This window comes from Streptococcus mitis B6, assembly GCF_000027165.1.
GTDB classification, from domain to species: Bacteria; Bacillota; Bacilli; order Lactobacillales; family Streptococcaceae; genus Streptococcus; species Streptococcus mitis_AR.
In genome coordinates this window covers 1102617-1126023 of sequence record NC_013853.1, presented here as the reverse complement: position 1 = coordinate 1126023, position 23407 = coordinate 1102617, and the positions used below count along the sequence as shown (strand labels likewise).

The following is a 23407-nucleotide window of genomic DNA, read 5'->3' as shown; positions in this document are numbered from 1 at the left end:
GGGGTGAACAACTAATTGAAGTAATCCTACTTCACTTGTGTCTGTAAAACAAGCGGTCTGATAGAACTGGCCTCTGTCACGTATTGACTAGATGAAGGTTCACCAATATAAGATGTCCCTCAGGCACCAACACAAGAAAGGAATACGCACATGTCAAAATTGCTAGATAAGATATTATCACGCGAAAATATGCTTGAAGCCTATAATCAAGTAAAATCCAATAAAGGCTCAGCTGGGATTGATGGAATGACTATCGAAGAGATGGATGACTATCTCAGACAAAACTGGCGCCTGACTAAGGAGCTGATAAAACAGAGAAAATATAAGCCTCAACCAGTTCTTAGAGTTGAGATTCCTAAACCAAACGGAGGTATTCGTCAACTAGGAATTCCAACAGTTATGGATAGAATGATTCAACAGGCCATTGTCCAAGTCATGAGCCCCATTTGTGAACCCCATTTCTCGGATACGAGCTATGGATTTAGACCAAATAGGTCATGTGAAAAAGCCATCATAAAGCTCTTAGAGTACTTAAATGACGGCTGTGAGTGGATAGTGGATATAGACCTAGAGAAATTCTTCGATACAGTTCCTCAAGATAGATTGATGTCCTTAGTACATAACATTATCGAAGACGGAGATACGGAATCCTTGATTCGTAAGTATCTTCATTCGGGTGTTATCATTAACGGTCAGCGTCATAAAACGCTAGTTGGGACACCACAGGGAGGAAATTTATCTCCTCTCTTATCCAATATCATGCTTAATGAATTGGACAAGGAATTAGAAAAGAGGGGACTTCGATTTGTGCGCTACGCAGATGATTGTGTGATTACGGTCGGAAGCGAGGCCTCCGCTAAGCGTGTGATGTATTCAGTCAGTCGTTTTATTGAGAAACGGCTAGGTTTGAAAGTAAACATGACCAAGACTAAGATTACTAGACCAAGAGAGTTGAAATATCTAGGTTTTGGGTTCTGGAAATCATCAGACGGTTGGAAAAGTCGTCCACATCAAGATAGTGTTCGGAGATTCAAGCTTAAATTGAAGAAACTAACACAGAGGAAATGGAGTATAGACTTAACAAGACGTATTGAGCAACTGAATTTGTCCATTCGAGGATGGATAAACTATTTCTCATTGGGAAATATGAAAAGTATAGTCACCAGCATAGATGAGCGCTTGCGTACTCGCCTACGAGTGATTATCTGGAAGCAATGGAAGAAGAAATCTAGACGATTATGGGGATTGCTTAAGTTAGGGGTTCCTAAATGGATAGCAGATAAGGTATCTGGCTGGGGCGACCACTATCAATTAGTAGCTCAGAAGTCGGTACTTAAACGTGCTATATCAAAACCAGTCCTTAAAAAACGTGGACTGGTTTCGTGTTTGGATTATTACCTTGAACGACATGCGTTAAAAGTTAGTTGAACCGCCGTATGCCGAACGGCACGTACGGTGGTGTGAGAGGGGCTAGAAATTATCCCCTACTCGATTCTCTATAAGCGACGATACCAATGATGGTATCAACTGCACGTTCCATGGTCTGAAGGCTGACGTATTCAAAACGTCCGTGCATATTTTCTCCTCCTGCAAAGATATTAGGAGTTGGGATTCCCATAAAGGAAATCTTAGAGCCATCTGTTCCACCACGGATTGGTTCAATAATAGGCTTGATCCTTAAATCCTCCATAACGGCCTTAGCAATGGTAATTGGAGTCATATCTTTTTCAATGACTTCTTTCATATTGTAGTACTGGTCTGTCAAGTTTAGGGTGACACGGTCGCTACCAAGTTCTTGATTCATCTTATCCGTGATAGACTGCATAGCTGCTTTACGAGCTTCAAAGGCATCCTTTTCAAAATCACGAATGATGTAGCTTGCACGCGCTTCCTCAACGCTTCCAGCCACATCCATAAGATGATAGAAACCTTGGTAGCCATCCGTTAACTCAGGTCGATCATTCTCTGGAAGTTGATTATGAAAATCAATTGCTAGCTGAAGAGCGTTGACCATTTGCCCTTTGGCAGTACCAGGGTGAACATTGCGCCCTTGGAAATGCAATTCAGCACCCGCTGCTGAGAAGGTCTCGTACTGAAGCTCACCTAGTGGTCCACCATCAACTGTGTAGGCAAAATCAACATCAAAATCTTCTGCATCAAATTTATTAGCACCAACACCGATTTCTTCATCTGGACCAAAGCCAACACGAATCTCACAGTGTTTGATTTCAGGATGGGTAGTCAGATATTCAATAGCAGTCATGATTTCAGCAATTCCTGACTTGTCATCAGCTCCTAGTAAGGTTGTTCCATCTGTTGTGATGAGTGTTTGTCCTGGATATTTCTCCAGACTCTTAAAGTCAGCTGGATCCAGTTTGAAACCAGAATTTCCTAGTTCAATCACACCACCATCGTAGTTTTCAATTATCTGTGGGTTGACTCCTTCGGCATTAAAGTCAGCAGTATCCATGTGGGAGATGAAGCCAATTTTTCGTGTTAAAGACGGATCGTTGGCTGGCAAAGTTCCAATAGCAAAACCATTTGGTAGATAATAAACATTTTGTAATCCAACACGTTTCATTTCAGGAATTAGGACATTTGTCGCGAAGTCAACCTGACTCTGCGTACTTGGAGTAGTAGTAGAGTATTCATCAGAGCGCGTGTTGAGCTTAACGTAGGTTAAGAAGCGGTCCAAGAGATTTGGGTAAGTCATAAAAAACTCCTTTTGAATTCATTTTTTCCATTGTATCATAGAAAGAAGAGAAAAACAAAAGACAGAAGTTAGGGAAATTCTCTATGTTAGCGTTTACTTATCAGTGGATTCATGATAAAATGAAATTGATAAAAACATCACAAGGAAGCAGTTATGAAAAAAGCAATTTTAATGATGACTTTCGGTTCACCAGAAGAGATTACCTTTGAAGGTGTAGCTGATTTTTTCACAAATATTCGTCGTGGAGTAAGACCTCAAGACCATGAGATTCAAACTCTCTATGATAATTATGTACGAATTGGAGGCACACCTCTACAAAGAATTACCCGTGAAGAGGTTGCCTTGGTAGAAGCTAGGCTGGGAAATGAATATAGTGTCTATTTTGCCAATAAATTTTCTAGACCCTTTATCCCAGATGTGATTGGTCAGATGGAAGCAGACGACATTGAACAGTGTATTTGCTTGATTTTGGAGCCTCATTATTCTTTTTACTCTGTCATGGGTTATGAGAAATTTTTAGAAAGCAAGCAAATTCAATTTTTGGTCATTAAGGACTGGTATCAGGAAGAAGCGCTCTTAAACTATTGGGCAGATGAAATTGCTAATATTTTAAAAGAAGAAGTAAAGCAGGATAGCTTTAAAGTCATCTTTTCAGCCCACAGTGTGCCCATTTTTGCCTTGGATTTTGGTGACCCATATATTGACCAAATTTTTGAAAATAGCAAGTTAGTCGCTGAAAAACTAGGTTTGAGTTCTGAGCAATATACTAACACTTGGCAAAGTGAAAGTGATATTGGGATTCCATGGATTAAGCCAGATGTCTTGGAGTATCTCAGAGAACAGACAGAACATCCTGATCATTATATTTTTGTACCAATCAGCTTTATCAGTGAGCACATTGAAGTCTTGTTTGACAATGATGTGGAATGTTATGACTTGTGTCAGGAATTCGGTGTGAACTACCATCGTCAACCAATGCCAAATACGGATTCTCGTTTGATTGATGCCTTGGTTAATACCGTCAGAGCTAATGAACATCAAGAGTTTAAGGAATTTCTCCCAGAAGAAGAAACCTTTGATGAATTAGTCCCTTCGGATGAAACTAAAAATATCTTGGCCGAATCGGAAGATTTACAAATGCCGGAATTTGTGAAAAAACTGATTGAGAAAAAAGGTCGTGAAAATGTTAAGATGCCTTATCTTATTAAAAAAATACTTGAGAAAGCAGGCAAGTTACCGAAAGAGTAAAGAAAAAAGGATTTAGCTTTGCGCTAGATCCTTTTAATCGATTATTTTTTCTCAAGGAGAGCTTTGATTTCTTGAAGTACTTCCAACTCAGTTGGACCAGCTGGAGCTTCCTCAGCAGCTTCTTCTTTCTTAGTAAGGCTTTGAGCTTTTTCAATTCCTTTGATAACGAAGAAGAGAACAGTACCGATAACTAGGAAGTTGATAACAGCACTCAAGAATTTACCATATGTAACACCATTCCAAGCAAGCTCAGCGATGTTTTGTACTTTCGCAGCTTCCAAGGCTGGATTCAAAATAAGTGGAGTGATGATATCGTTAACAAGTGATGTAACGATTGCACCAAAAGCAGAGGCAATGATCACACCGACAGCAAGGTCAACAACATTACCACGAAGCAAAAATGCTTTAAGATCTTTTAACATTTTCATCTTCCCTTTCAAAAAATTTTTACTCTTAATTATATATTAATTAAGAAGCTCTTGCAAGCTATATGCTTAAATTTTTTCTTATTTTTTAAAAATAAATACCTTGCTAAAAATGTAATTGAGGATAATTATCAAGAATTGTGAAATAACGGTTTCAATACTATTAACCTTGTCTATATTATTATTAAAAAATTGTCCGATAATATTAGGAAACTGAGTTACAAAGATAAAAGTTAAAAACAAGTCTAAAAGAAAAGTAGAAAGACGTGCTATAGTAAATTTTACTAAACGGCTTTGCCAATTCTCTCTAGCTTGCTTAAAGACAATCCTATCATTTGTGATAAATGCAAAGAGGATACCGATACTATTTGCTAGTCCAGTAGCAAGGAGTTCTTTATGGGTTAATCGATAAATGACTAATCTAGATAGAATGGATACAAGAGTAGTTGTTATTCCAAAAAAAAGATAGGCTAAGAGCTCATTCACGAAGAGACTTTGAATACGTTTTTTCATGCTTTTAGTATAGCATAAAGCAGGCTATTGTGCTATACTAGTAAGGTTGATTGAATCAACCCTTGGTGCTTAGCTTCTTTCACCAAGCATATTACACGCGGGAAACCGCCAAAGGAGAAAACATGAAAAAATTAACTATTCGTGATGTTGCAGATATTGCAATCGTTGCTGCTATCTATGTCGTTTTAACTGTCACACCGCCCCTAAATGCCATCAGCTATGGTGCTTATCAGTTTCGTATTTCAGAAATGATGAACTTTATGGCTTTTTACAATCCTAAGTACATCATCGGAGTTACAATTGGTTGTATGATTGCTAATTTCTTTAGCTTCGGACTGCTAGATGTCTTTGTTGGTGGTGGATCAACCCTAGTATTCCTTAGTCTAGGTGTTTGGCTTTTTGCAAAATACAGCAAGGATTATCTTTTTAACGGATTGATTCGAAAAGATCATTTCTTCTTCTCAATCCTCTTTTCAATTTCCATGTTTACCATCGCTGCCGAGTTGAATATCGTAGCGCAATTACCATTTTTCCTTACTTGGTTCACAACAGGAATTGGTGAATTTGCCTCATTGATTATTGGTGCGATTATTATCGGTAAAATTGGTCGTCGAATTGATTTAAGCAAATAGAAGAAGATAAGCTAGGTAGCTTTTACCTAGCTTTTTCTTATGGAAAATTTCTAAGGAAACTTGACAAGATTTTCTAACTATAGTATACTTTTTAAGTAAGCTGATTTAGCTCAGTTGGCAGAGCGCATCCATGGTAAGGATGAGGTCGCCGGTTCAATCCCGGCAATTAGCATGATATTTACAGGGAAACTCTTAAACACAAGAGTTTTTTCTTATGCTCGCGAGAAAAAATTCTGACTTTTGTATAATAAAAGTCATACTGCAAAAATTTTTTATTGACAAAACCACTTATTTCTAGTAATATAATAGTTGCGATGAGTCGATAGGTAGTCTTCGGACTACTATTGAGCATAAGGAGGTCATAACGCAGGAGCGGACCTTGATGAGTTGTGTGAACCTTCTCATCACATGAAGATGCCTCTTAGTCCCTAGTCTAGCGACTGGGGATTTTTATTTTCCAAAAAATGATGAAAAAGCTTTGCAATTCATGGAAAAAGTAGTATAATACATCTATTATAGAAATTTTTAGAAAATTCCGAAAGAGGTTATTTATGGGATATACAGTTGCTGTAGTCGGCGCGACAGGTGCTGTCGGAGCTCAGATGATAAAAATGTTGGAAGAATCAACACTTCCAATCGATAAAATTCGTTTACTTGCTTCTGCACGTTCAGCAGGCAAGACTTTGAAATTTAAAGATCAAGATATTACGATTGAAGAAACGACTGAAACAGCTTTTGAAGGAGTTGATATTGCTCTCTTTTCAGCAGGTGGTTCTACATCAGCTAAATATGCACCATACGCAGTTAAAGCTGGAGCGGTAGTAGTAGATAATACATCTTACTTCCGTCAAAATCCAGATGTTCCTTTGGTTGTTCCAGAGGTCAATGCTCATGCACTTGATGCCCACAACGGTATCATTGCCTGCCCTAACTGTTCAACAATCCAAATGATGGTGGCTCTTGAGCCAGTTCGCCAAAAATGGGGCTTGGACCGTGTCATTGTTTCAACTTACCAAGCAGTTTCAGGTGCTGGTATGGGAGCAATTCTTGAGACACAACGTGAACTTCGTGAAGTCTTGAATGATGGAGTGAAACCACGTGATTTACATGCGGAAATCTTGCCTTCAGGTGGGGACAAGAAACATTATCCTATTGCCTTCAATGCTCTTCCACAAATCGATGTCTTCACTGACAATGATTACACTTACGAAGAGATGAAGATGACTAAGGAAACTAAGAAAATTATGGAAGATGATAGCATCGCAGTGTCTGCAACATGTGTGCGCATTCCAGTCTTGTCAGCTCACTCTGAGTCAGTTTATATCGAAACAAAAGAAGTGGCTCCAATCGAAGAAGTAAAAGCAGCTATCGCAGCTTTCCCAGGTGCTGTTCTTGAGGATGACGTGGCTCATCAAATCTATCCTCAAGCCATCAATGCAGTGGGTTCGCGTGATACCTTTGTTGGTCGTATCCGTAAAGACCTGGATGCTGAAAAAGGAATCCACATGTGGGTTGTTTCAGACAACCTGCTCAAAGGTGCTGCTTGGAACTCAGTTCAAATTGCAGAAACTCTTCATGAACGTGGCTTGGTTCGTCCAACTGCCGAATTGAAATTTGAATTAAAATAGTCATATCGTTTAGGAGTTCAGTTGAACTCCTTCTTTGAAATAGAGAGGTGTTTCTCATGTCTTATCAAGATTTAAAAGAGTGTAAAATCATCACAGCCTTTATTACTCCCTTCCACGAGGATGGTTCTATCAACTTTGATGCTATTCCAGCCTTGATTGAGCATTTATTGGCACATCATACAGACGGCATTCTTCTTGCAGGGACGACTGCTGAAAGTCCAACTTTGACCCACGATGAAGAGTTGGAACTCTTTGCGGCAGTTCAAAAGGTTGTTAATGGACGTGTTCCTTTGATTGCGGGTGTGGGTACCAATGATACGCGTGACTCTATCGAGTTTGTCAAAGAAGTAGCAGAATTTGGTGGTTTCGCAGCTGGGCTTGCTATTGTTCCTTACTACAACAAACCTTCTCAAGAAGGAATGTATCAGCACTTTAAGGCCATTGCAGATGCTTCTGACCTACCAATTATTATCTATAACATTCCAGGTCGTGTCGTTGTTGAATTGACTCCAGAAACCATGCTTCGTTTGGCTGACCATCCAAATATTATTGGTGTCAAAGAATGTACTAGCTTGGCTAATATGGCTTACTTGATTGAGCACAAACCTGAAGAATTCTTGATTTATACGGGTGAGGATGGAGATGCTTTCCATGCCATGAACCTTGGTGCGGACGGGGTTATTTCTGTTGCCTCTCATACAAATGGGGATGAGATGCACGAGATGTTTACTGCCATTGCAGAAAGCGATATGAAGAAAGCCGCAGCTATTCAACGTAAATTCATTCCTAAGGTTAATGCCCTCTTCTCATATCCAAGTCCTGCTCCTGTTAAGGCTGTTCTTAACTATATGGGATTTGAAGCTGGACCAACTCGTCTACCTCTTGTTCCAGCACCAGAAGAAGATGCCAAACGCATTATCAAGGTTGTCGTAGATGGCGACTACGAAGCAACCAAGGCAACTGTAACAGGGGTATTAAGGCCAGATTATTAATAAGACAATAAAATCCATGACCGCAAGAACGATCATGGATTTTATTATTTTCCTAAACAGAATTGGCTAAAAAGTTGGGTAATAAGTTCATCAGGAGCAGCATCTCCAGTGATTTCTCCGAGAATTTCCCAAGTACGGGTCAAGTCAACTTGAAGTAAATCAACTGGCATCCCAAGTTCAAGACCTTCATTAACAGCTTGAAGGCTTTCAACTGCTTTTTCAATCAGGGAAATGTGACGTGCATTTGATAGGTAGGTTGCGTCTTGCTCAACCAAACCAGCATTTTCAAAGAAGAGATTGTTGATTCTCTCTTCAATCTTATCGATGTTTTGGTTTTTAAGGACTGAAATACGAATAAGGTCTTCAGGGAGTTCCGAAGTTTCGATCGCTTCAGGTAGGTCTGTTTTATTAAGTAGAATAATGCGATTGGTTTCTTGACTAATTTCAAGCAGTTGTCTGTCTTGGACGGTTAGTGATTCACTGGCATTTAACACTAGCAGAACCAAGTCAGCTTCCTTAAGAGCTTTTTTCGAACGCTCAACACCTATTTGTTCCACTATGTCATCCGTTTCACGGATACCAGCTGTGTCAATCAATTTTAGAGGAACACCGTTGATGTTGACGTATTCTTCGATGACATCTCGAGTAGTACCAGCAATGTCTGTAACGATAGCCTTATCCTCACGCAAGAGGTTGTTGAGAAGGCTTGATTTCCCAACATTGGGACGTCCGATGATAGCTGTTGAAATTCCTTCACGGAGGATTTTACCACGACGAGCTGTTCTAAGGAGATTGGTCAAGAGTTGTTCAAACTCCATTGTCTTCTCGCGGACCACAGCAGTAGTCGCTTCTTCAACATCGTCATACTCAGGATAGTCGATATTAACCTCAACTTGGGCAAGTGTGTTGAGGATTTCTTGACGGGTATTATTGATAAGATCAGAAAGGGAACCATCAAGTTGTTTGACCGCAATGTTCATGGCCTTGTCAGTCTTAGCACGGATGATATCCATCACCGCCTCGGCCTGTGTCAAATCCACGCGACCGTTTAAAAAGGCACGTTTGGTAAATTCACCAGGTTCAGCCAATCGAGCTCCTTCACGGATAGCTAGCTGGAGAATCTCATTGGTCACCGCAATCCCACCGTGGGTGTTAATCTCAATAATATCCTCACGAGTGAAGGTCTTTGGAGACTTCATAGCTCCAACCATAACCTCGTCCATGACTTTTCCTGTCTGAGGGTCAACGATGTGACCGTAGTTAAGGGTATGGCTAGCAACCTGACTCAAATCTTTTCCTTTAAAAATCTTTTGCGCAATAGAAAAACTTTCTGTTCCGCTCAGGCGGACAATACCAATAGCCCCTTCACCTAGTGGAGTAGAGATAGCAGCGATGGTATCAAATTCACGTGTAATCATAATGTTTCCTTTAATAAATAGCTCTTTTCTTGGAAATTTTTCCAAGTCTCTTTTCAAATTGTAACAAATTTGAACTATTTCTTCAATGGATGCTACTTGGAGATTGAAAAAGCCTAAGCAATTCTGCTTAAGCTAGCTTATTTGGTGCGCATTTCACCTTGAGGGAAGTAAGTTCCTTCTGGCATGTCGTTGATGATGACATGGACAGCAGATTGAGGGGCTCCAGTGTTACGGACAACCGCTTCCGTTACTTCCTTAGCAAGAGCTTTCTTTTGCTCGAGCGTGCGTCCTTCAAATAAATCGATGCGTACAAATGGCATAATAGCTTCCTCCACTAGTTTTTGATTTCTTCTATTTTACCACATTTTGCCGTTTAAAGCTTCAAAAAATTATGATATACTAGAATGTAGCAAAAATTTAGAAATGGACGTGAAGCAAGAAACATGGCACAGTTGTATTATCGTTATGGGACCATGAACTCTGGTAAGACGATTGAGATTCTCAAGGTGGCCTATAACTATGAGGAGCAAGGAAAGGGTGTTGTGATTATGACATCAGCTCTTGATACTCGTGACGGTGTTGGCTATGTGTCGAGTCGGATCGGTATGAAACGCCCTGCCATTGCGATTGAGGAAACAACTGATATCTTCGGCTATATCCGAGATCTATCAGAAAAACCTTACTGTGTGTTGGTTGATGAGGCTCAGTTTCTCAAGCGTCACCATGTTTACGATCTAGCTCGTGTTGTTGATGAGTTAGACATACCTGTCATGGCTTTTGGCTTGAAAAATGACTTTCGCAATGAACTGTTTGAAGGTTCCAAGTATCTCTTGCTATTAGCAGATAAGATTGATGAGATTAAGACCATTTGCCAGTATTGTAAGAAAAAGGCGACTATGGTGTTGCGTACACAGGATGGACTGCCCGTTTACGATGGAGAACAGATCCAGATTGGTGGTAATGAAACCTATATTTCAGTTTGCCGTAAACATTATTTTGCTCCAATAATAACCTCTAACAAGGAGCAAAACTATGACAATTGAACTAAGAGATGTTACAATGGAAAATTATTTTGATGTTTTGAATTTGGATGTCAAGGAATATCAAAAACAATTCATTGCAACCAATGCAATTAGTTTAGCTGAAGCATACATCTACACTAAAAATGGAGATTTTGTAGCTCCATTGGCAGTTTATGATAATGATGCAATTATAGGTTTTGTAATGATAGCTTATGATAAAAAGATCGGAATTAGTAGTGGAAATTATTTACTATTTCGTTTTATGATTGATAAGAATTTTCAAAATCAAGGATATTTTAAACCAATTATGGATAATGTGCTAGACTATGTTCGGACAGCGCCAGCAGGTTTAAGCAATAAACTTTGGTTGTCTTATGAACCAGAAAATGAACATGCAAGATATTGTTACCTCAGTTATGGATTTAAAGAAACTGGGGAAATATCCGAGAACGAAGTAGTAGCAATCTATGATTTAACAATTGAGAAATAAGGAGAAAAAATGAACATCTATGATCAACTACAAGCTGTAGAAGACCGTTATGAAGAATTAGGAGAATTGCTGAGTGACCCAGATGTGGTTTCGGAGACCAAGCGTTTCATGGAGCTTTCAAAAGAAGAGGCTTCAAGTCGTGATACGGTGACAGCCTACCGTGAGTACAAACAAGTCCTTCAAAACATCGTTGATGCCGAAGAGATGATTAAAGAATCAGGTGGAGATGCTGACTTGGAAGAAATGGCCAAGCAAGAACTCAAAGATGCCAAGGCTGAAAAAGAAGAATACGAAGAAAAACTGAAGATCTTGCTCCTTCCAAAGGATCCAAACGATGACAAGAATATCATCCTTGAAATCCGTGGCGCCGCTGGTGGAGACGAAGCAGCACTTTTCGCTGGAGATTTGCTAACCATGTACCAAAAGTATGCGGAAGCCCAAGGATGGCGCTTTGAAGTTATGGAAGCCTCTATAAATGGTGTCGGCGGTTTCAAAGAAGTGGTTGCCATGGTTTCAGGTCAATCTGTTTACTCTAAACTCAAGTACGAATCTGGTGCTCACCGTGTGCAACGTGTCCCTGTGACAGAAAGCCAAGGCCGTGTACATACTTCGACAGCGACAGTACTTGTCATGCCTGAAGTGGAAGAAGTTGAATACGATATTGATCCAAAAGACCTTCGTGTTGACATCTACCACGCCTCTGGTGCTGGTGGACAGAACGTCAACAAGGTTGCGACTGCCGTTCGTATCGTTCACTTGCCAACCAATATCAAGGTTGAGATGCAGGAAGAACGTACCCAGCAGAAGAACCGTGAGAAGGCCATGAAAATCATTCGTGCCCGTGTTGCTGACCACTTTGCTCAGATTGCTCAGGATGAACAAGACGCTGAGCGTAAGTCGACAATCGGTACTGGTGACCGTTCAGAACGGATTCGTACTTATAACTTCCCACAAAACCGTGTTACAGACCACCGGATTGGATTGACCCTCCAAAAACTAGATACGATTTTATCTGGTAAATTAGACGAAGTTGTGGATGCCTTGGTGCTCTATGACCAAACGCAAAAATTAGAAGAATTAAACAAATAATGAAATTAGCTCAATTATTTTCAGATTTTGAAGAAGAGTTGATAGGACAAGGAGAGGAAGCTGAAAGCCTCTCTTTTGTCTATCGTAGCCTGAAAAATCTATCTTTTACGGACTTTGTTTTCGCCCTCCAGCAAGAGGTGACAAAAGAGGAAGAAGTATTTGTAAAAGGAATTTTCCAACAGTTAGCAGCTCATAAACCGGCACAGTACATCATTGGACAGACAGATTTTTATGGAATGCAGTTAAAAGTTGATGAGCGAGTATTGATTCCTCGTCCAGAAACAGAGGAGTTGGTGGAGCTTATCCTGGCTGAAAATTCTGAGGAAAGTCTTAAGGTCCTAGATATTGGGACTGGAAGTGGAGCTATAGCCCTTGTGTTAGCAAAAAACAGAGCAGCTTGGTCAGTGACAGCAGCAGACATTTCCCAAGAGGCCCTTGACCTTGCATCCGAGAATGCTAAAAATCAAAAATTTAATATATTTTTTAAAAAATCTGATTGTTTTGCAGAAATTTTTGAAAAATATGATATAATTGTATCCAATCCACCCTATATCTCTCGTGAAGATGAGTCAGAGGTCGGCTTGAATGTTTTGCATTCGGAACCTCATCTAGCTCTCTTTGCAGACGAGGATGGCCTAGCTATTTACCGTAGAATTGCGGAAGATGCAAAAGACTATCTCAAAGATGGTGGTAAGATTTACCTTGAAATTGGATACAAGCAAGGTCAAAGTGTTCCTGAACTTTTTAGGAAGCATCTTCCTGAAAAACGTGTAAGAACACTTAAGGACCAATTTGGTCAAGATAGGATGGTCGTGGTTGATGATGGACAGGATTAGACAAGAGTTGGAAAATGGTGGAGCTGTCGTTCTGCCTACAGAGACGGTTTACGGTCTCTTTGCCAAAGCTCTAGACGAAAAAGTAGTTAATCATGTATATCAGCTCAAACGTCGTCCAAGAGACAAGGCGCTTAACCTCAATATCGCCTCTTTAGAGGATATCTTGAACTTTTCAAAGAATCAGCCAACTTATCTACAAAAACTTGTAGAGACCTTTTTACCAGGTCCCTTAACCATTATTCTCGAAGCTAATGACCGAGTTCCCTATTGGGTCAATTCTGGCCTTGCAACTGTTGGATTTCGGATGCCTAGTCATCCCATTACCCTTGATTTGATTCGTGAGACAGGTCCTCTGATTGGACCGTCTGCTAATATCTCAGGTCGGGCGAGTGGAGTGACCTTTGCTCAAATTCTAGAGGATTTTGACCAAGAGGTTTTGGGTTTGGAAGACGATTCCTTTCTAACTGGACAGGATTCAACTATTTTGGACTTGTCTGGAGACAAGGTGAAAATCTTACGCCAAGGGGCGATTAAGCGAGAAGATATTCTTGCTCGGTTGCCAGAGATTTCTTTTGAGGAGGAATAAGATGCTAAGAGATTTAAGAGAAACTGATGTGAAAGCCATTTGTGAAATTAACCAAGAGGCTTTGGGCTATTCTTTTAGTCTAGAGGACACGTCTAGTCAACTAGTTAGATTATCTCAAGATACACATCATTTCTTACTTGCTTATGAGGATGAAGCTAGTCATGCCTTGCTTGGATATGTCCACGCTGAGGTCTATGAATCACTTTATTCTAAAGCAGGATTTAATATTTTAGCTTTAGCAGTTTCACCTAAAGCGCAAGGTCAAGGTATTGGTAAAAGCTTATTACAAGGGTTGGAAGAAGAAGCAAAAAGACGTGGTTATGTGTTTATCCGCTTAAACTCTGCCGATCATCGTCTGGGTGCTCATGCATTTTATGAAAAAGTTGGTTATACTTGTGATAAAGTGCAGAAACGATTTATTCGCATCTTTTAGTTTATTTTCTTATTGTAAAACAAACTAAAGGACCAGTCACGCTATAAAGGAGAAGACCTATGATTTTTGATAAAGACGATTTTAAAGCATATGATGCTGATCTCTGGAATGCTATTGCCAAAGAAGAGGAACGCCAACAAAACAACATTGAGTTGATCGCTTCGGAAAACGTGGTTTCCAAGGCAGTTATGGCAGCTCAAGGGTCTATCTTGACGAATAAATACGCCGAAGGCTACCCAGGACGCCGTTATTATGGTGGAACAGATGTAGTAGACGTAGTAGAGACTCTAGCTATTGAACGCGCTAAAGAAATTTTTGGTGCTAAATTTGCCAATGTCCAACCACACTCAGGAAGCCAAGCCAACTGCGCGGCTTACATGGCCTTGATTGAGCCAGGTGATACCGTTATGGGGATGGATTTGGCAGCTGGTGGACACTTGACTCACGGAGCTCCTGTCAGCTTCTCAGGTCAAACTTATAATTTTGTGTCTTATAGTGTGGACCCTGAAACAGAACTCTTGGACTTTGATGCTATCTTGAAACAAGCCCAAGAAGTAAAACCAAAATTGATTGTAGCAGGTGCTTCAGCCTATTCTCAAATTATCGATTTTTCAAAATTCCGTGAAATTGCGGATGCTGTGGGTGCGAAGCTCATGGTAGACATGGCCCATATCGCTGGTTTGGTTGCTGCTGGTCTCCACCCAAGCCCAGTGCCATACGCTCATATCACTACAACAACGACCCACAAAACCCTTCGTGGACCTCGTGGTGGTTTGATTTTGACCAATGATGAAGACTTAGCTAAGAAAATTAACTCAGCTATTTTCCCAGGTATTCAGGGTGGTCCTTTGGAGCATGTTGTTGCTGCTAAGGCAGTTTCCTTCAAAGAAGTTTTGGATCCAGCCTTCAAGGAATATGCTGCCAATGTTATCAAGAACAGCAAGACTATGGCAGATGTTTTCTTGCAAGACCCTGATTTCCGTATCATTTCTGGCGGAACTGAAAACCACCTCTTCCTAGTGGATGTGACTAAGGTTGTAGAAAACGGAAAAGTTGCTCAAAACTTGCTGGATGAAGTCAATATTACCCTAAATAAAAACTCAATCCCTTACGAAAGCTTGTCACCATTCAAGACAAGTGGGATTCGTATCGGAGCAGCAGCTATTACTGCACGTGGATTTGGTGAAGAAGAAAGTCGCAAAGTGGCTGAATTGATTATTAAAACCCTTAAGAATGCAGAAAATGAGGCTGTCTTAGAAGAAGTGAGAAGTGCAGTCAAAGAATTAACAGATGCCTTCCCATTATACGAGGACTAAAACTTTTATGGACATTTATATTAAGAAAACTATTATTCATCAGTTCAGTCCGGATGATACCGAGCTGTTCCTAGCGGATAAGTTTCTCAATATCACTCCAAAAATCGAAGAATACCTGCGCAAGAAAATTGAACGTGTGTATTCAGATGAAGCTAAGACTGGGATTTTCGAGGAAGAAAATCCCTTCTTCAATCACATCACAGACGATTTGTTGGAGACATCAGTAACACTGGCTAATCTCTGGAAAGAGGAGTTTAGTGTTTCCGAAAATCTAAAGACCAATGACTTGATTTTTGTGCAATTTTCTAAAGAAGGTGTAGAACATTTCGCTTTCTTACGAATTGCCCTGCGGGAGACCTTGACTCACCTCGGAGGAGAGGTTGATAATCCAATCAAGCTAACTCAGAATAACCTGCCTGGATTTGGAACGGGTGCTGACGAAGCCTTGGTGGTTAATCTTCAGAGTCGCAAGTACCATCTGATTGAAAAACGAATCAAGTACAACGGGACTTTTTTGAACTACTTTTCAGACAATCTTCTTGCTGTCGCCCCTAAGATTTCACCCAAGAAATCCATAAAGGAATTGGAAAAAACGGCACAGCGCATTGCTGAGACTTTTAACACAGATGATTTTCAATTTCAATTCAAGGTCAAATCAGCGATTTTCAACAACCTGGAAGAAAGCAATGAATTATCGCCTGAAAAATTGGCCAACGACCTTTTTGACAATAATCTGACGGCTCGTTTGAGCTTTATTGATCAAGTCAAGGAAGCTGTACCAGAGCCTGTTCAATTTGATGAAATTGATGCCAGTCGTCAGCTTAAAAAATTTGAAAACCAAAAACTCTCCTTGTCAAACGGAATTGAGCTCATTGTTCCTAATAACGTCTATCAAGACGCCGAATCTGTCGAGTTTATCCAAAACGACAATGGAACTTACTCTATCTTAATCAAAAATATCGAGGATATCCAAAGTAAATAATGTTTAAACGAATTCGAAGAGTGCTTGTACTAGCAGTCTTCCTTTTTGCTGGATATAAAGCTTATCGTGTTCACCAAGATGTCAAGCAAGTCATGACCTATCAACCCATGGTGCGAGAAATCTTGAGTGAAAAAGACACCCCAGCAAACGAAGAGCTTGTGCTCGCTATGATTTATACTGAAACCAAAGGAAAAGAAGGCGATGTTATGCAGTCTAGTGAGTCTGCAAGTGGTTCCACCAATACCATCAATGATAATGACTCTAGCATTCGGCAAGGCGTTCAAACTCTGACAGATAATCTCTATCTGGCTCAGAAGAAGGGTGTTGATGTCTGGACAGCTGTTCAAGCCTATAATTTTGGACCTGCCTATATCGATTTTATCGCCCAAAATGGTAAGGAAAACACCCTATCACTGGCCAAACAGTACTCTCGTGATACTGTTGCTCCCTTGCTTGGCAATACCACTGGAAAGACTTATAGTTATATTCACCCTATTTCCATTTTTCATGGAGCCAAACTCTATGTAAATGGAGGAAACTATTATTATTCTAGACAGGTGCAACTCAATCTTTACATCATCAAATGTTTCACTCTCTTTTCAACATCTGGCTAGACCAGGTGTTTTTGTTATAAGTTTTCTTTAAGATAGATATATTACTCTAGAAAGGTAAAGGAGGAAATTCCCTATGAGAAAGAAACTCTTTCTGACCAGTGCTGCGGTCTTGTGGGCAGTAACAGCTGTGAATAGCGTCCATGCAGCAACAGATGTTCAAAAAGTCATCGATGAAACCTATGTTCAACCTGAATATGTCCTAGGTTCTTCTCTATCTGAAGATCAAAAAAATCAAACCCTAAAAAAACTAGGCTACAATGCCTCAACAGACACAAAAGAACTCAAGACTATGACACCTGATATCTATTCTAAAATCATGAATGTGGCCAATGACTCTAGCTTACAATTGTATTCATCAGCCAAGATTCAAAAACTAGGTGACAAGTCGCCACTTGAGGTCAAGATTGAAACACCAGAAAACATCACTAAGGTGACTCAGGATATGTACCGCAATGCAGCCGTAACTTTGGGTGTGGAACACGCCAAAATCACTGTAGCAGCACCTATTCCAGTTACAGGTGAGAGTGCTTTAGCCGGGATTTACTATTCGCTGGAAGCTAATGGAGCTAAGGTGCCACAAGCCAACAAAGAGTTGGCTCAAGAAGAGTTGAAGGCTTTGTCTGATATCAATGCTGAAAACAAGGACAAAACTGGCTATGATGCTAATAAATTGAACGTTGCCCTAGCCGATATCAAGTCAGGAATCGCCAAAGCTAAAGAAAGCAAGGGAAATCTGACAGAGGAAGATGTCCGTAAAATTGTTGAAGATACCTTGAAAAATTACAAACTTGATCAGGTTATAACAGGAAACCAGATCAATATCATCATCAATTTTGCTTTAAATCTCTCAAAAAGTGATATCCTCAGCAATACAGACTTCACTAAAACCTTGAATGACCTTAAACAAAGTATTGTTTCACAAGCTGGCGACAGTTTTAAAAATATCAACCTTAACTTTGATGCGGATAAGGCGCTAGAGGACGGTGGAAACTTCTTAAGCTCCCTCTGGCAAGCCATTGTCAACTTCTTCAAGAGTTTTGGTTCTTAAGAAATTTCATGGTATAATAGATGGTAACCGTAACGTTGCCGTCTTTTTTGTCGGCCAATAGAAAGAGAAGAGAATGTTAAAGAAAAATGATATTGTAGAAGTTGAAATTGTGGACTTGACCCATGAAGGTGCAGGAGTTGCCAAGGTGGATGGTTTGGTATTCTTTGTAGAGAATACTTTACCAGGTGAAAAAATCCTCATGCGGGTCCTCAAGGTCAATAAAAAGATTGGTTTTGGGAAGGTTGAAGAATACCTTGTTCAATCACCACACCGTAATCAAGATTTAGACTTGGCTTACCTGCGTTCAGGAATCGCCGATTTAGGTCATCTTACCTATCCAGAACAGCTCAAATTTAAAACCAAGCAAGTTAAGGACAGTCTTTACAAGATTGCTGGGATTACTGATGTAGAGGTTGCTGAAACACTTGGTATGGAAAATCCAGTCAAGTACCGTAACAAAGCACAGGTGCCTGTTCGTCGAGTGAATGGTGTCTTAGAAACTGGCTTTTTCCGTAAGAATTCCCACGATCTCATGCCTCTAGAAGATTTCTTTATCCAAGATCCTGTGATTGATGAGGTAGTTGTAGCCCTACGCGACTTGTTCCGTCGTTATGATTTGAAACCTTATGATGAAAAAGAACAAGCTGGCTTGATTCGAAACCTTGTGGTGCGTCGTGGACACTATTCTGGTCAAATTATGGTTATTTTGGTAACAACTCGTCCCAAAGTTTTTCGTGTGGAGCAATTGATTGAACAACTAATCAAGCAATTTCCAGAGATTGTGTCTGTCATGCAGAATATCAACGATCAAAATACCAATGCGATTTTTGGTAAGGAATGGCGCACACTTTATGGACAAGACTTTATCACTGACCAGATGTTGGGAAATGACTACCAAATCGCTGGTCCAGCCTTTTACCAAGTCAATACTGAAATGGCTGAAAAACTCTATCAAACAGCTATTGACTTTGCGGAGTTAAAAGCAGATGATGTGGTCATTGATGCCTATTCAGGGATTGGGACGATTGGTCTTTCTGTTGCGAAACACGTCAAGGAAGTCTATGGTGTTGAAGTAATTCCAGAAGCGGTTGAAAATAGTAATAAGAATGCTCAACTGAACAATATTTCAAACGCTCACTATGTCTGTGACACAGCTGAAAATGCCATGAAAAATTGGCTTAAAGATGGAATTCAACCAACCGTTATCTTGGTTGATCCTCCACGCAAGGGCTTAACCGAAAGCTTTATCAAGGCAAGTAGCCAAACAGGAGCAGACCGCATCGCTTATATCTCATGTAATGTCGCAACCATGGCGCGTGATATCAAACTCTACCAAGAATTGGGATATGAGTTGAAGAAAGTCCAGCCGGTGGATTTATTTCCGCAAACGCATCATGTTGAATGTGTAAGTTTGTTAGTGAAACGCAGTTAATCCTCAAATGGTTTCCCAAAACTTTTGAATCCGCCCGTTGGATAGGACTCGTAAAGTAAGTAGGAAATATGACGAGATGATACAGAGAGCCTGAATTGGTCAGGTGACGTGTTTATTTACATTAGCCTGATAATGAAAATGGAGAGATTATCGATGGTTATATTGGAATTGTACCAAAATAATTATTCTAAAGATTTAGTCGCATTTGATTCCATAGAAGATGGAAAAGCCTTTGTAGCTCAAATCCCGGGATATACTTTAGAAACAGAAGATGGATTTGAAGTAGAGTTTTTTAATCCTACAAATCTACCAGACTATATGGAAATTATCTATAACGGAAACATTGTACCTTTGTCTAAATTTATGTTTGATTCTAAGGAAAATGTTGACATTATTTGGAAAGAAATCTCGAATCTATCCGAACCAAACGAAAAAGTAATTGAAGGCTATTCAAAAATCGATGCATATGTCGTTAACAACGATGAAGTTAAAACCTATGTGGAAGCAAGAGAAGCAAACTATCGGCTGGCAAAAGACTTTCTAGAAGGCAGTGGATATGAAGTAGATAGAAGCTTTTTCGGAAGTGAAGACGGCGAAGCGATTCTTTACAGAAAAAAAGGGAGCGAAGATTGGCATTTCTTGTGTCACTTAGACCCAATGTTTGTAGAGATTGAAGATGTAGAAGGATATGTTAAAGAAGAAGTGGGAGAGATTCAATAGTCAATCAAAGTTCCTTGTGAGTATGTACCTTTGCTAGTAAAAGCGTCAAAACGTTGTAACGAAGGGGGTTAAGAAAACCCTTGAGTGTAAGCCTTTTTCTTGTTTAGAGGTAAAGTATTAGAGTAGACGCTCATAATTTATACTAGATTTGATAACTTATTTGAGACAAATTTTATTTCTATAATTACTGTGAAAATTTTTTAATACTAAAGATTTAAAGTTACTGTGTTAAAAATCCTCTCCACTTTTAGACTAATGTATTATAAAAGCCAGTTGACACAAGTGATACACCTGTGATAGAATTAACTTGAGGTGATGAAAATGGCAACCGATAAAAATAGAATAATGATTAGCTTGGATGATAAAAATCTAGAGAAACTTGAAAATTTAGTAGAAGATGCTAGAGATAGAAGAGGAATGCGACTAACAAAGTCCCAGGTTATTGAATTACTCCTAAATACCGTTGATTATTTTGATGATATTATGGGGGCTATTTACTCAAAAAAATAACAGCATAAATGCTATTATTTTTTTACAAATTGGTGTAACACTAGTGATATAGGAGTGATGAAATGGTTGTTTATATTAGACAAAGCAAACTACCAAGTGAAGTTTCAATTAATAAGTACAATGCTCAAGTAGGTGCCTACTTACAAGGAGAAGAAGTTATTTTATATCAATCTTTTTCTGAAATAAAACAGTTAACAAGTGAAGATATAGTTGTAGATTATATAACGGAGACTAGAGCATTACTAAAAATGATGGGCTTAAACGTTCCGGTTTATGACTATCCTATTGAGCTTAAAGAGTTTTATGGTCGAAAGATTTATGCAGGTATTTTAGGAGAGATTGTAAATATACCTGATAATTGGGGAAAATTTATTAAGCCTAAAGCTGGTTCAAAAGTCTTTACTGGAAGAGTTGTTAATGGAACCCATGATTTAATAGGTATTGGTCTACCTTTCGACTATCCTATATGGATTAGTGAAGTTGTAGAATTCATAGCAGAATGGCGGTGTTTTGTGTTAGATGGTCAAGTATTAGATGTTCGACCCTATACAGGTGATTATCATGCACATTTTGATGCAAGTGTAATTGATGAAGCCATATCATGTTGGAAAGATGCGCCTATAGCTTATGGTCTAGATATCGGTGTTACTCGTGATGGCAGGACACTTGTTGTTGAAGTGAATGATGGTTATGCATTGGGAAATTATGGACTCTCTCCTTTAAACTCAATCAATTTTCATGAAGCTAGATGGAAAGAAATGGTAAAACCTTATTTTGAAAAAAATGATGTTTTTACTATGCCCGAAAATGAAAATATAAGTTTCTAAAAGGAATAGAAATAAATCTGTGTTTGACTGCAACTAGTAAGTTGCAGTTTTTTATTTTGAATAATGATATAATAGGATAAGAAAATAATGAAAACGCTATATATTTGAAAATTGTTTAGAAAGTAGAAAGTATGAAAACAATTGACATGATTATTAAATCATCAACTTGAATTATAAAAAAAGGAGTACTGACATGCCGAAATATACCGACGAAGATATTAGAAAATTAAATAAAATCACATTAAAAATTGCAGGTGATTATTTAGGTATTAGTTCACAAGCAGTTGCTATAGGTCTTAGAAATAATCTACTTCCAATTGGTTTTGCTATTCATAACGAAGAAAGAGACAGACGTTTCACTGAGAGTTGGTCATATCATATTATTGCTGAAAGAATGATTTCATACAATCACGGTAAGCTATCAGAGATCCGTGTTGAAAATATTGAAGCTAGTTTAGATAAAATTATAGAGGAATTTAACGGTTTAAAACAAGATTTACTTTTTATATTAAGCGAAAATGCAGAAGTGAATAATTAGAAGTTTTTGAATTTGCGTTTTCGCTTGGTAAATATAAAAACGGTGATGTAAAATATAAGGGTAAAGGTGTTTTAAATGAAGATGATAAAGATCTTTTCTAGAGAAGAACTCTACGAAGAAATCTGGGAAATAAGTGCAAAACAAGTTTCATTGAAATATGATTTAAGCTATTCAGACTTACTCAAGAAATGCAAAGAATTTGAAATCCCAATTCCAAATGGTAGTTATTGGTATCGTAAGAATACTGGACAAGATTTAAGTGAACTTATTGTTCCGTTACCACAAAATGACGTAAATAAAGTTAATATTGATAGAAAAAGTCTAAAGAATAATAGAATAAAACCTGCTAAACATAAAGAGGTGAGTTCGGAAGATAAAAATAAAGATATTTTTAAACTTGATACAACTAGTATAAGAAGTTCATTATCATTTTTAGAGGACGATAAAATAGAGCTTATTATCGAAGCCGTTTCAAACCTAAACCAGTCTCCAAATAAGAGATTACATAAATCTGTAGCTAATCTAAGAGATAAAATCGCAGAGTGGAATAAGAGGGAAAAAGCTGCTTCCTATCCTTACTTTGATTCTAGACACAGATATAATGATTTAAAAGAACCTAAATTTGTAAAAAATATTTCACTAAATTCTCTTCCACGTTTATATCGCTTTTTAGATACACTCGTTACTGTTATTGAAAGAATCGGTGATAATGTAACTCCAAATTGGGATATTCAAATTGATAAGGATATTGTTCGTTTTGAAGTTATAGAATCAACAGACAAAGTAAGTCATGAATTAACAAAAGAAGAAGCTAAAGAACTAGCAGAGTACAGTGATAGCGTTAAGTTTAATGGATATGCTTATAAACCAAGAATAAAGAAGTATGACTATATACCAAATGGAAAATTTCGATTTAAGATAATAGATGGTAAATACATTAAAGATACTAATGAATTCTCGATTGAACAATCAATCCCAGAAATAATTGTTTTAATTTACCAAGAGTATTATAAAGTTAAGAACTTACGACTTGAACGTGAAGAGAGTGAAAGACTATATGAAGAAGAACAAGAGCGAAAACGAAAATTACAAAATAGAATCGAAGAAGAGAAGAAGCGGACAATGTCTCTTCTGAATATGCTAGAAGATTTTCAAACAGCAAATGATTTAAGATTGATGGCTGATAAACTGGAGATAGAGGGGAAGCTTAGCAAAGAAGAAATTGATTGGATTAGATCCAAAGCTGACTGGATAGACCCAATAGTTTCTTCAACAGATGAATTATTAGGAAATAGAAATCATGAAAATTCTAGAGAACAAAAAGAACAATATCTAAGTGAGAAAAGGTACTACTGGTAACTTTGTTAATAGGATTTTTACAAAATCGAAGTGTTA

The 23407-nt window shown here is 38.7% G+C and carries 26 protein-coding genes, 1 tRNA gene and 1 riboswitch; of the genes, 22 read left to right on the top strand and 5 right to left on the bottom strand.

Annotation, left to right across the window (positions count from 1 at the left end; all coding sequences use genetic code 11):
• Positions 1-150 precede the first annotated feature (150 nt).
• Positions 151-1428 carry a group II intron reverse transcriptase/maturase gene (gene ltrA / locus SMI_RS05780; protein ID WP_000040325.1) on the top strand — a complete coding sequence of 426 codons (1278 nt, stop codon included), beginning with the start codon at positions 151-153 and terminating at the stop codon, positions 1426-1428.
• Between the two features lie 49 nt (positions 1429-1477).
• Here the strand turns inward: ltrA and pepT are convergent, their stop codons facing one another.
• Entirely contained in the window at positions 1478-2713 is a 1236-nt protein-coding gene (pepT, locus tag SMI_RS05775) for a peptidase T (RefSeq protein WP_000222017.1), read from the bottom strand.
• Between the two features lie 153 nt (positions 2714-2866).
• On the opposite strand from pepT, the gene hemH reads away from it, so the two are divergent.
• Positions 2867-3961: a ferrochelatase gene (gene hemH, locus SMI_RS05770; protein ID WP_000709262.1), complete on the top strand. Its 1095-nt coding sequence runs from the start codon at positions 2867-2869 to the stop codon at positions 3959-3961.
• 41 nt (positions 3962-4002) lie between these two features.
• Here the strand turns inward: hemH and mscL are convergent, their stop codons facing one another.
• Entirely contained in the window at positions 4003-4383 is a 381-nt protein-coding gene (gene mscL, locus SMI_RS05765; RefSeq protein WP_000910203.1) for a large conductance mechanosensitive channel protein MscL, read from the bottom strand.
• A gap of 84 nt (positions 4384-4467) precedes the next feature.
• Complete coding sequence (locus SMI_RS05760; RefSeq protein ID WP_000746188.1) at positions 4468-4899, bottom strand: GtrA family protein; 432 nt, start codon at positions 4897-4899, stop codon at positions 4468-4470.
• 28 nt (positions 4900-4927) lie between these two features.
• Positions 4928-5024, top strand: a riboswitch (PreQ1 riboswitch).
• Between SMI_RS05760 and SMI_RS05755 the strand changes: the two genes are divergently transcribed.
• From SMI_RS05755 to dapA, 4 genes are all read left to right on the top strand, one after another.
• A complete protein-coding gene (locus tag SMI_RS05755; RefSeq protein ID WP_000737072.1) occupies positions 5022-5531 on the top strand; it encodes a QueT transporter family protein in 510 nt (169 codons plus the stop codon). (Overlaps the previous riboswitch by 3 nt.)
• 99 nt (positions 5532-5630) lie before the next feature.
• Positions 5631-5703: transfer RNA gene (locus SMI_RS05750), tRNA-Thr, on the top strand.
• 379 nt (positions 5704-6082) lie between these two features.
• Positions 6083-7159, top strand: coding sequence for an aspartate-semialdehyde dehydrogenase (locus tag SMI_RS05745; RefSeq protein ID WP_000542465.1), 1077 nt, complete (start codon positions 6083-6085; stop codon positions 7157-7159).
• A 56-nt stretch (positions 7160-7215) separates the two neighbouring features.
• Entirely contained in the window at positions 7216-8151 is a 936-nt protein-coding gene (gene dapA / locus SMI_RS05740) for a 4-hydroxy-tetrahydrodipicolinate synthase (protein WP_000121621.1), read from the top strand.
• A 44-nt stretch (positions 8152-8195) separates the two neighbouring features.
• Here dapA and mnmE read toward each other — a convergent pair whose 3' ends face one another.
• Together mnmE and SMI_RS05730 are read right to left on the bottom strand one after the other, a co-directional pair.
• Complete coding sequence (gene mnmE, locus SMI_RS05735; protein WP_000632770.1) at positions 8196-9569, bottom strand: tRNA uridine-5-carboxymethylaminomethyl(34) synthesis GTPase MnmE; 1374 nt, start codon at positions 9567-9569, stop codon at positions 8196-8198.
• Between the two features lie 137 nt (positions 9570-9706).
• Positions 9707-9889 (bottom strand): 4-oxalocrotonate tautomerase, encoded by a 183-nt coding sequence (locus tag SMI_RS05730; RefSeq protein WP_001117401.1) that lies wholly within the window; start codon positions 9887-9889, stop codon positions 9707-9709.
• 123 nt (positions 9890-10012) lie between these two features.
• Between SMI_RS05730 and SMI_RS05725 the strand changes: the two genes are divergently transcribed.
• From SMI_RS05725 to SMI_RS05650, 16 genes are all read left to right on the top strand, one after another.
• Positions 10013-10612, top strand: a complete 600-nt coding sequence (locus tag SMI_RS05725; RefSeq protein ID WP_000068132.1) for a thymidine kinase — start codon at positions 10013-10015, stop codon at positions 10610-10612.
• Positions 10602-11081: a GNAT family N-acetyltransferase gene (locus tag SMI_RS05720; protein WP_000151324.1), complete on the top strand. Its 480-nt coding sequence runs from the start codon at positions 10602-10604 to the stop codon at positions 11079-11081. The genes SMI_RS05725 and SMI_RS05720 overlap by 11 nt, the downstream gene beginning before the upstream one ends.
• Before the next feature lie 9 nt (positions 11082-11090).
• Complete coding sequence (gene prfA / locus SMI_RS05715) at positions 11091-12170, top strand: peptide chain release factor 1 (RefSeq protein WP_001028829.1); 1080 nt, start codon at positions 11091-11093, stop codon at positions 12168-12170.
• Positions 12170-13006 (top strand): peptide chain release factor N(5)-glutamine methyltransferase, encoded by an 837-nt coding sequence (prmC, locus tag SMI_RS05710; protein WP_000761857.1) that lies wholly within the window; start codon positions 12170-12172, stop codon positions 13004-13006. The genes prfA and prmC overlap by 1 nt, the downstream gene beginning before the upstream one ends.
• Positions 12990-13592 carry an L-threonylcarbamoyladenylate synthase gene (locus SMI_RS05705; protein WP_000969308.1) on the top strand — a complete coding sequence of 201 codons (603 nt, stop codon included), beginning with the start codon at positions 12990-12992 and terminating at the stop codon, positions 13590-13592. The genes prmC and SMI_RS05705 overlap by 17 nt, the downstream gene beginning before the upstream one ends.
• 1 nt (position 13593) lies before the next feature.
• Positions 13594-14025 carry a GNAT family N-acetyltransferase gene (locus SMI_RS05700; RefSeq protein ID WP_000942966.1) on the top strand — a complete coding sequence of 144 codons (432 nt, stop codon included), beginning with the start codon at positions 13594-13596 and terminating at the stop codon, positions 14023-14025.
• A 59-nt stretch (positions 14026-14084) separates the two neighbouring features.
• Positions 14085-15341 (top strand): serine hydroxymethyltransferase, encoded by a 1257-nt coding sequence (gene glyA / locus SMI_RS05695; RefSeq protein WP_000575502.1) that lies wholly within the window; start codon positions 14085-14087, stop codon positions 15339-15341.
• Positions 15342-15348: 7 nt separating this feature from the next.
• On the top strand, positions 15349-16323 hold the full coding sequence (locus SMI_RS05690) for a nucleoid-associated protein (protein WP_000356127.1): 975 nt from the start codon (positions 15349-15351) through the stop codon (positions 16321-16323).
• Positions 16323-16937 (top strand): cell wall hydrolase Pmp23, encoded by a 615-nt coding sequence (pmp23, locus tag SMI_RS05685; protein ID WP_000476383.1) that lies wholly within the window; start codon positions 16323-16325, stop codon positions 16935-16937. Before SMI_RS05690 ends, pmp23 begins: the two co-directional genes overlap by 1 nt.
• Positions 16938-17010: 73 nt before the next feature.
• Positions 17011-17985, top strand: coding sequence for a DUF1002 domain-containing protein (locus SMI_RS05680; RefSeq protein WP_001227775.1), 975 nt, complete (start codon positions 17011-17013; stop codon positions 17983-17985).
• A gap of 73 nt (positions 17986-18058) precedes the next feature.
• Complete coding sequence (rlmD, locus tag SMI_RS05675) at positions 18059-19417, top strand: 23S rRNA (uracil(1939)-C(5))-methyltransferase RlmD (RefSeq protein ID WP_000914611.1); 1359 nt, start codon at positions 18059-18061, stop codon at positions 19415-19417.
• Between the two features lie 153 nt (positions 19418-19570).
• Entirely contained in the window at positions 19571-20137 is a 567-nt protein-coding gene (locus SMI_RS05670; protein WP_000234991.1) for a hypothetical protein, read from the top strand.
• A gap of 321 nt (positions 20138-20458) precedes the next feature.
• On the top strand, positions 20459-20647 hold the full coding sequence (locus SMI_RS05665; protein WP_000179769.1) for a hypothetical protein: 189 nt from the start codon (positions 20459-20461) through the stop codon (positions 20645-20647).
• 62 nt (positions 20648-20709) lie between these two features.
• Positions 20710-21474 carry an ATP-grasp domain-containing protein gene (locus SMI_RS05660; RefSeq protein ID WP_000262039.1) on the top strand — a complete coding sequence of 255 codons (765 nt, stop codon included), beginning with the start codon at positions 20710-20712 and terminating at the stop codon, positions 21472-21474.
• A gap of 193 nt (positions 21475-21667) precedes the next feature.
• Positions 21668-22012 carry a hypothetical protein gene (locus SMI_RS05655; RefSeq protein ID WP_001127478.1) on the top strand — a complete coding sequence of 115 codons (345 nt, stop codon included), beginning with the start codon at positions 21668-21670 and terminating at the stop codon, positions 22010-22012.
• 75 nt (positions 22013-22087) lie between these two features.
• A complete protein-coding gene (locus SMI_RS05650; protein WP_000782001.1) occupies positions 22088-23371 on the top strand; it encodes a hypothetical protein in 1284 nt (427 codons plus the stop codon).
• Positions 23372-23407 lie beyond the last annotated feature (36 nt).

What these genes read in the sequence shown, in the direction of transcription:
- ltrA (WP_000040325.1), top strand. Translation starts at nt 151, where the DNA reads ATGTCAAAATTGCTAGATAAGATATTATCACGCGAAAATATGCTTGAA.
- pepT (WP_000222017.1), bottom strand. Translation starts at nt 2,713, where the DNA reads ATGACTTACCCAAATCTCTTGGACCGCTTCTTAACCTACGTTAAGCTC.
- hemH (WP_000709262.1), top strand. Translation starts at nt 2,867, where the DNA reads ATGAAAAAAGCAATTTTAATGATGACTTTCGGTTCACCAGAAGAGATT.
- mscL (WP_000910203.1), bottom strand. Translation starts at nt 4,383, where the DNA reads ATGTTAAAAGATCTTAAAGCATTTTTGCTTCGTGGTAATGTTGTTGAC.
- SMI_RS05760 (WP_000746188.1), bottom strand. Translation starts at nt 4,899, where the DNA reads ATGAAAAAACGTATTCAAAGTCTCTTCGTGAATGAGCTCTTAGCCTAT.
- SMI_RS05755 (WP_000737072.1), top strand. Translation starts at nt 5,022, where the DNA reads ATGAAAAAATTAACTATTCGTGATGTTGCAGATATTGCAATCGTTGCT.
- SMI_RS05745 (WP_000542465.1), top strand. Translation starts at nt 6,083, where the DNA reads ATGGGATATACAGTTGCTGTAGTCGGCGCGACAGGTGCTGTCGGAGCT.
- dapA (WP_000121621.1), top strand. Translation starts at nt 7,216, where the DNA reads ATGTCTTATCAAGATTTAAAAGAGTGTAAAATCATCACAGCCTTTATT.
- mnmE (WP_000632770.1), bottom strand. Translation starts at nt 9,569, where the DNA reads ATGATTACACGTGAATTTGATACCATCGCTGCTATCTCTACTCCACTA.
- SMI_RS05730 (WP_001117401.1), bottom strand. Translation starts at nt 9,889, where the DNA reads ATGCCATTTGTACGCATCGATTTATTTGAAGGACGCACGCTCGAGCAA.
- SMI_RS05725 (WP_000068132.1), top strand. Translation starts at nt 10,013, where the DNA reads ATGGCACAGTTGTATTATCGTTATGGGACCATGAACTCTGGTAAGACG.
- SMI_RS05720 (WP_000151324.1), top strand. Translation starts at nt 10,602, where the DNA reads ATGACAATTGAACTAAGAGATGTTACAATGGAAAATTATTTTGATGTT.
- prfA (WP_001028829.1), top strand. Translation starts at nt 11,091, where the DNA reads ATGAACATCTATGATCAACTACAAGCTGTAGAAGACCGTTATGAAGAA.
- prmC (WP_000761857.1), top strand. Translation starts at nt 12,170, where the DNA reads ATGAAATTAGCTCAATTATTTTCAGATTTTGAAGAAGAGTTGATAGGA.
- SMI_RS05705 (WP_000969308.1), top strand. Translation starts at nt 12,990, where the DNA reads ATGATGGACAGGATTAGACAAGAGTTGGAAAATGGTGGAGCTGTCGTT.
- SMI_RS05700 (WP_000942966.1), top strand. Translation starts at nt 13,594, where the DNA reads ATGCTAAGAGATTTAAGAGAAACTGATGTGAAAGCCATTTGTGAAATT.
- glyA (WP_000575502.1), top strand. Translation starts at nt 14,085, where the DNA reads ATGATTTTTGATAAAGACGATTTTAAAGCATATGATGCTGATCTCTGG.
- SMI_RS05690 (WP_000356127.1), top strand. Translation starts at nt 15,349, where the DNA reads ATGGACATTTATATTAAGAAAACTATTATTCATCAGTTCAGTCCGGAT.
- pmp23 (WP_000476383.1), top strand. Translation starts at nt 16,323, where the DNA reads ATGTTTAAACGAATTCGAAGAGTGCTTGTACTAGCAGTCTTCCTTTTT.
- SMI_RS05680 (WP_001227775.1), top strand. Translation starts at nt 17,011, where the DNA reads ATGAGAAAGAAACTCTTTCTGACCAGTGCTGCGGTCTTGTGGGCAGTA.
- rlmD (WP_000914611.1), top strand. Translation starts at nt 18,059, where the DNA reads ATGTTAAAGAAAAATGATATTGTAGAAGTTGAAATTGTGGACTTGACC.
- SMI_RS05670 (WP_000234991.1), top strand. Translation starts at nt 19,571, where the DNA reads ATGGTTATATTGGAATTGTACCAAAATAATTATTCTAAAGATTTAGTC.
- SMI_RS05665 (WP_000179769.1), top strand. Translation starts at nt 20,459, where the DNA reads ATGGCAACCGATAAAAATAGAATAATGATTAGCTTGGATGATAAAAAT.
- SMI_RS05660 (WP_000262039.1), top strand. Translation starts at nt 20,710, where the DNA reads ATGGTTGTTTATATTAGACAAAGCAAACTACCAAGTGAAGTTTCAATT.
- SMI_RS05655 (WP_001127478.1), top strand. Translation starts at nt 21,668, where the DNA reads ATGCCGAAATATACCGACGAAGATATTAGAAAATTAAATAAAATCACA.
- SMI_RS05650 (WP_000782001.1), top strand. Translation starts at nt 22,088, where the DNA reads ATGAAGATGATAAAGATCTTTTCTAGAGAAGAACTCTACGAAGAAATC.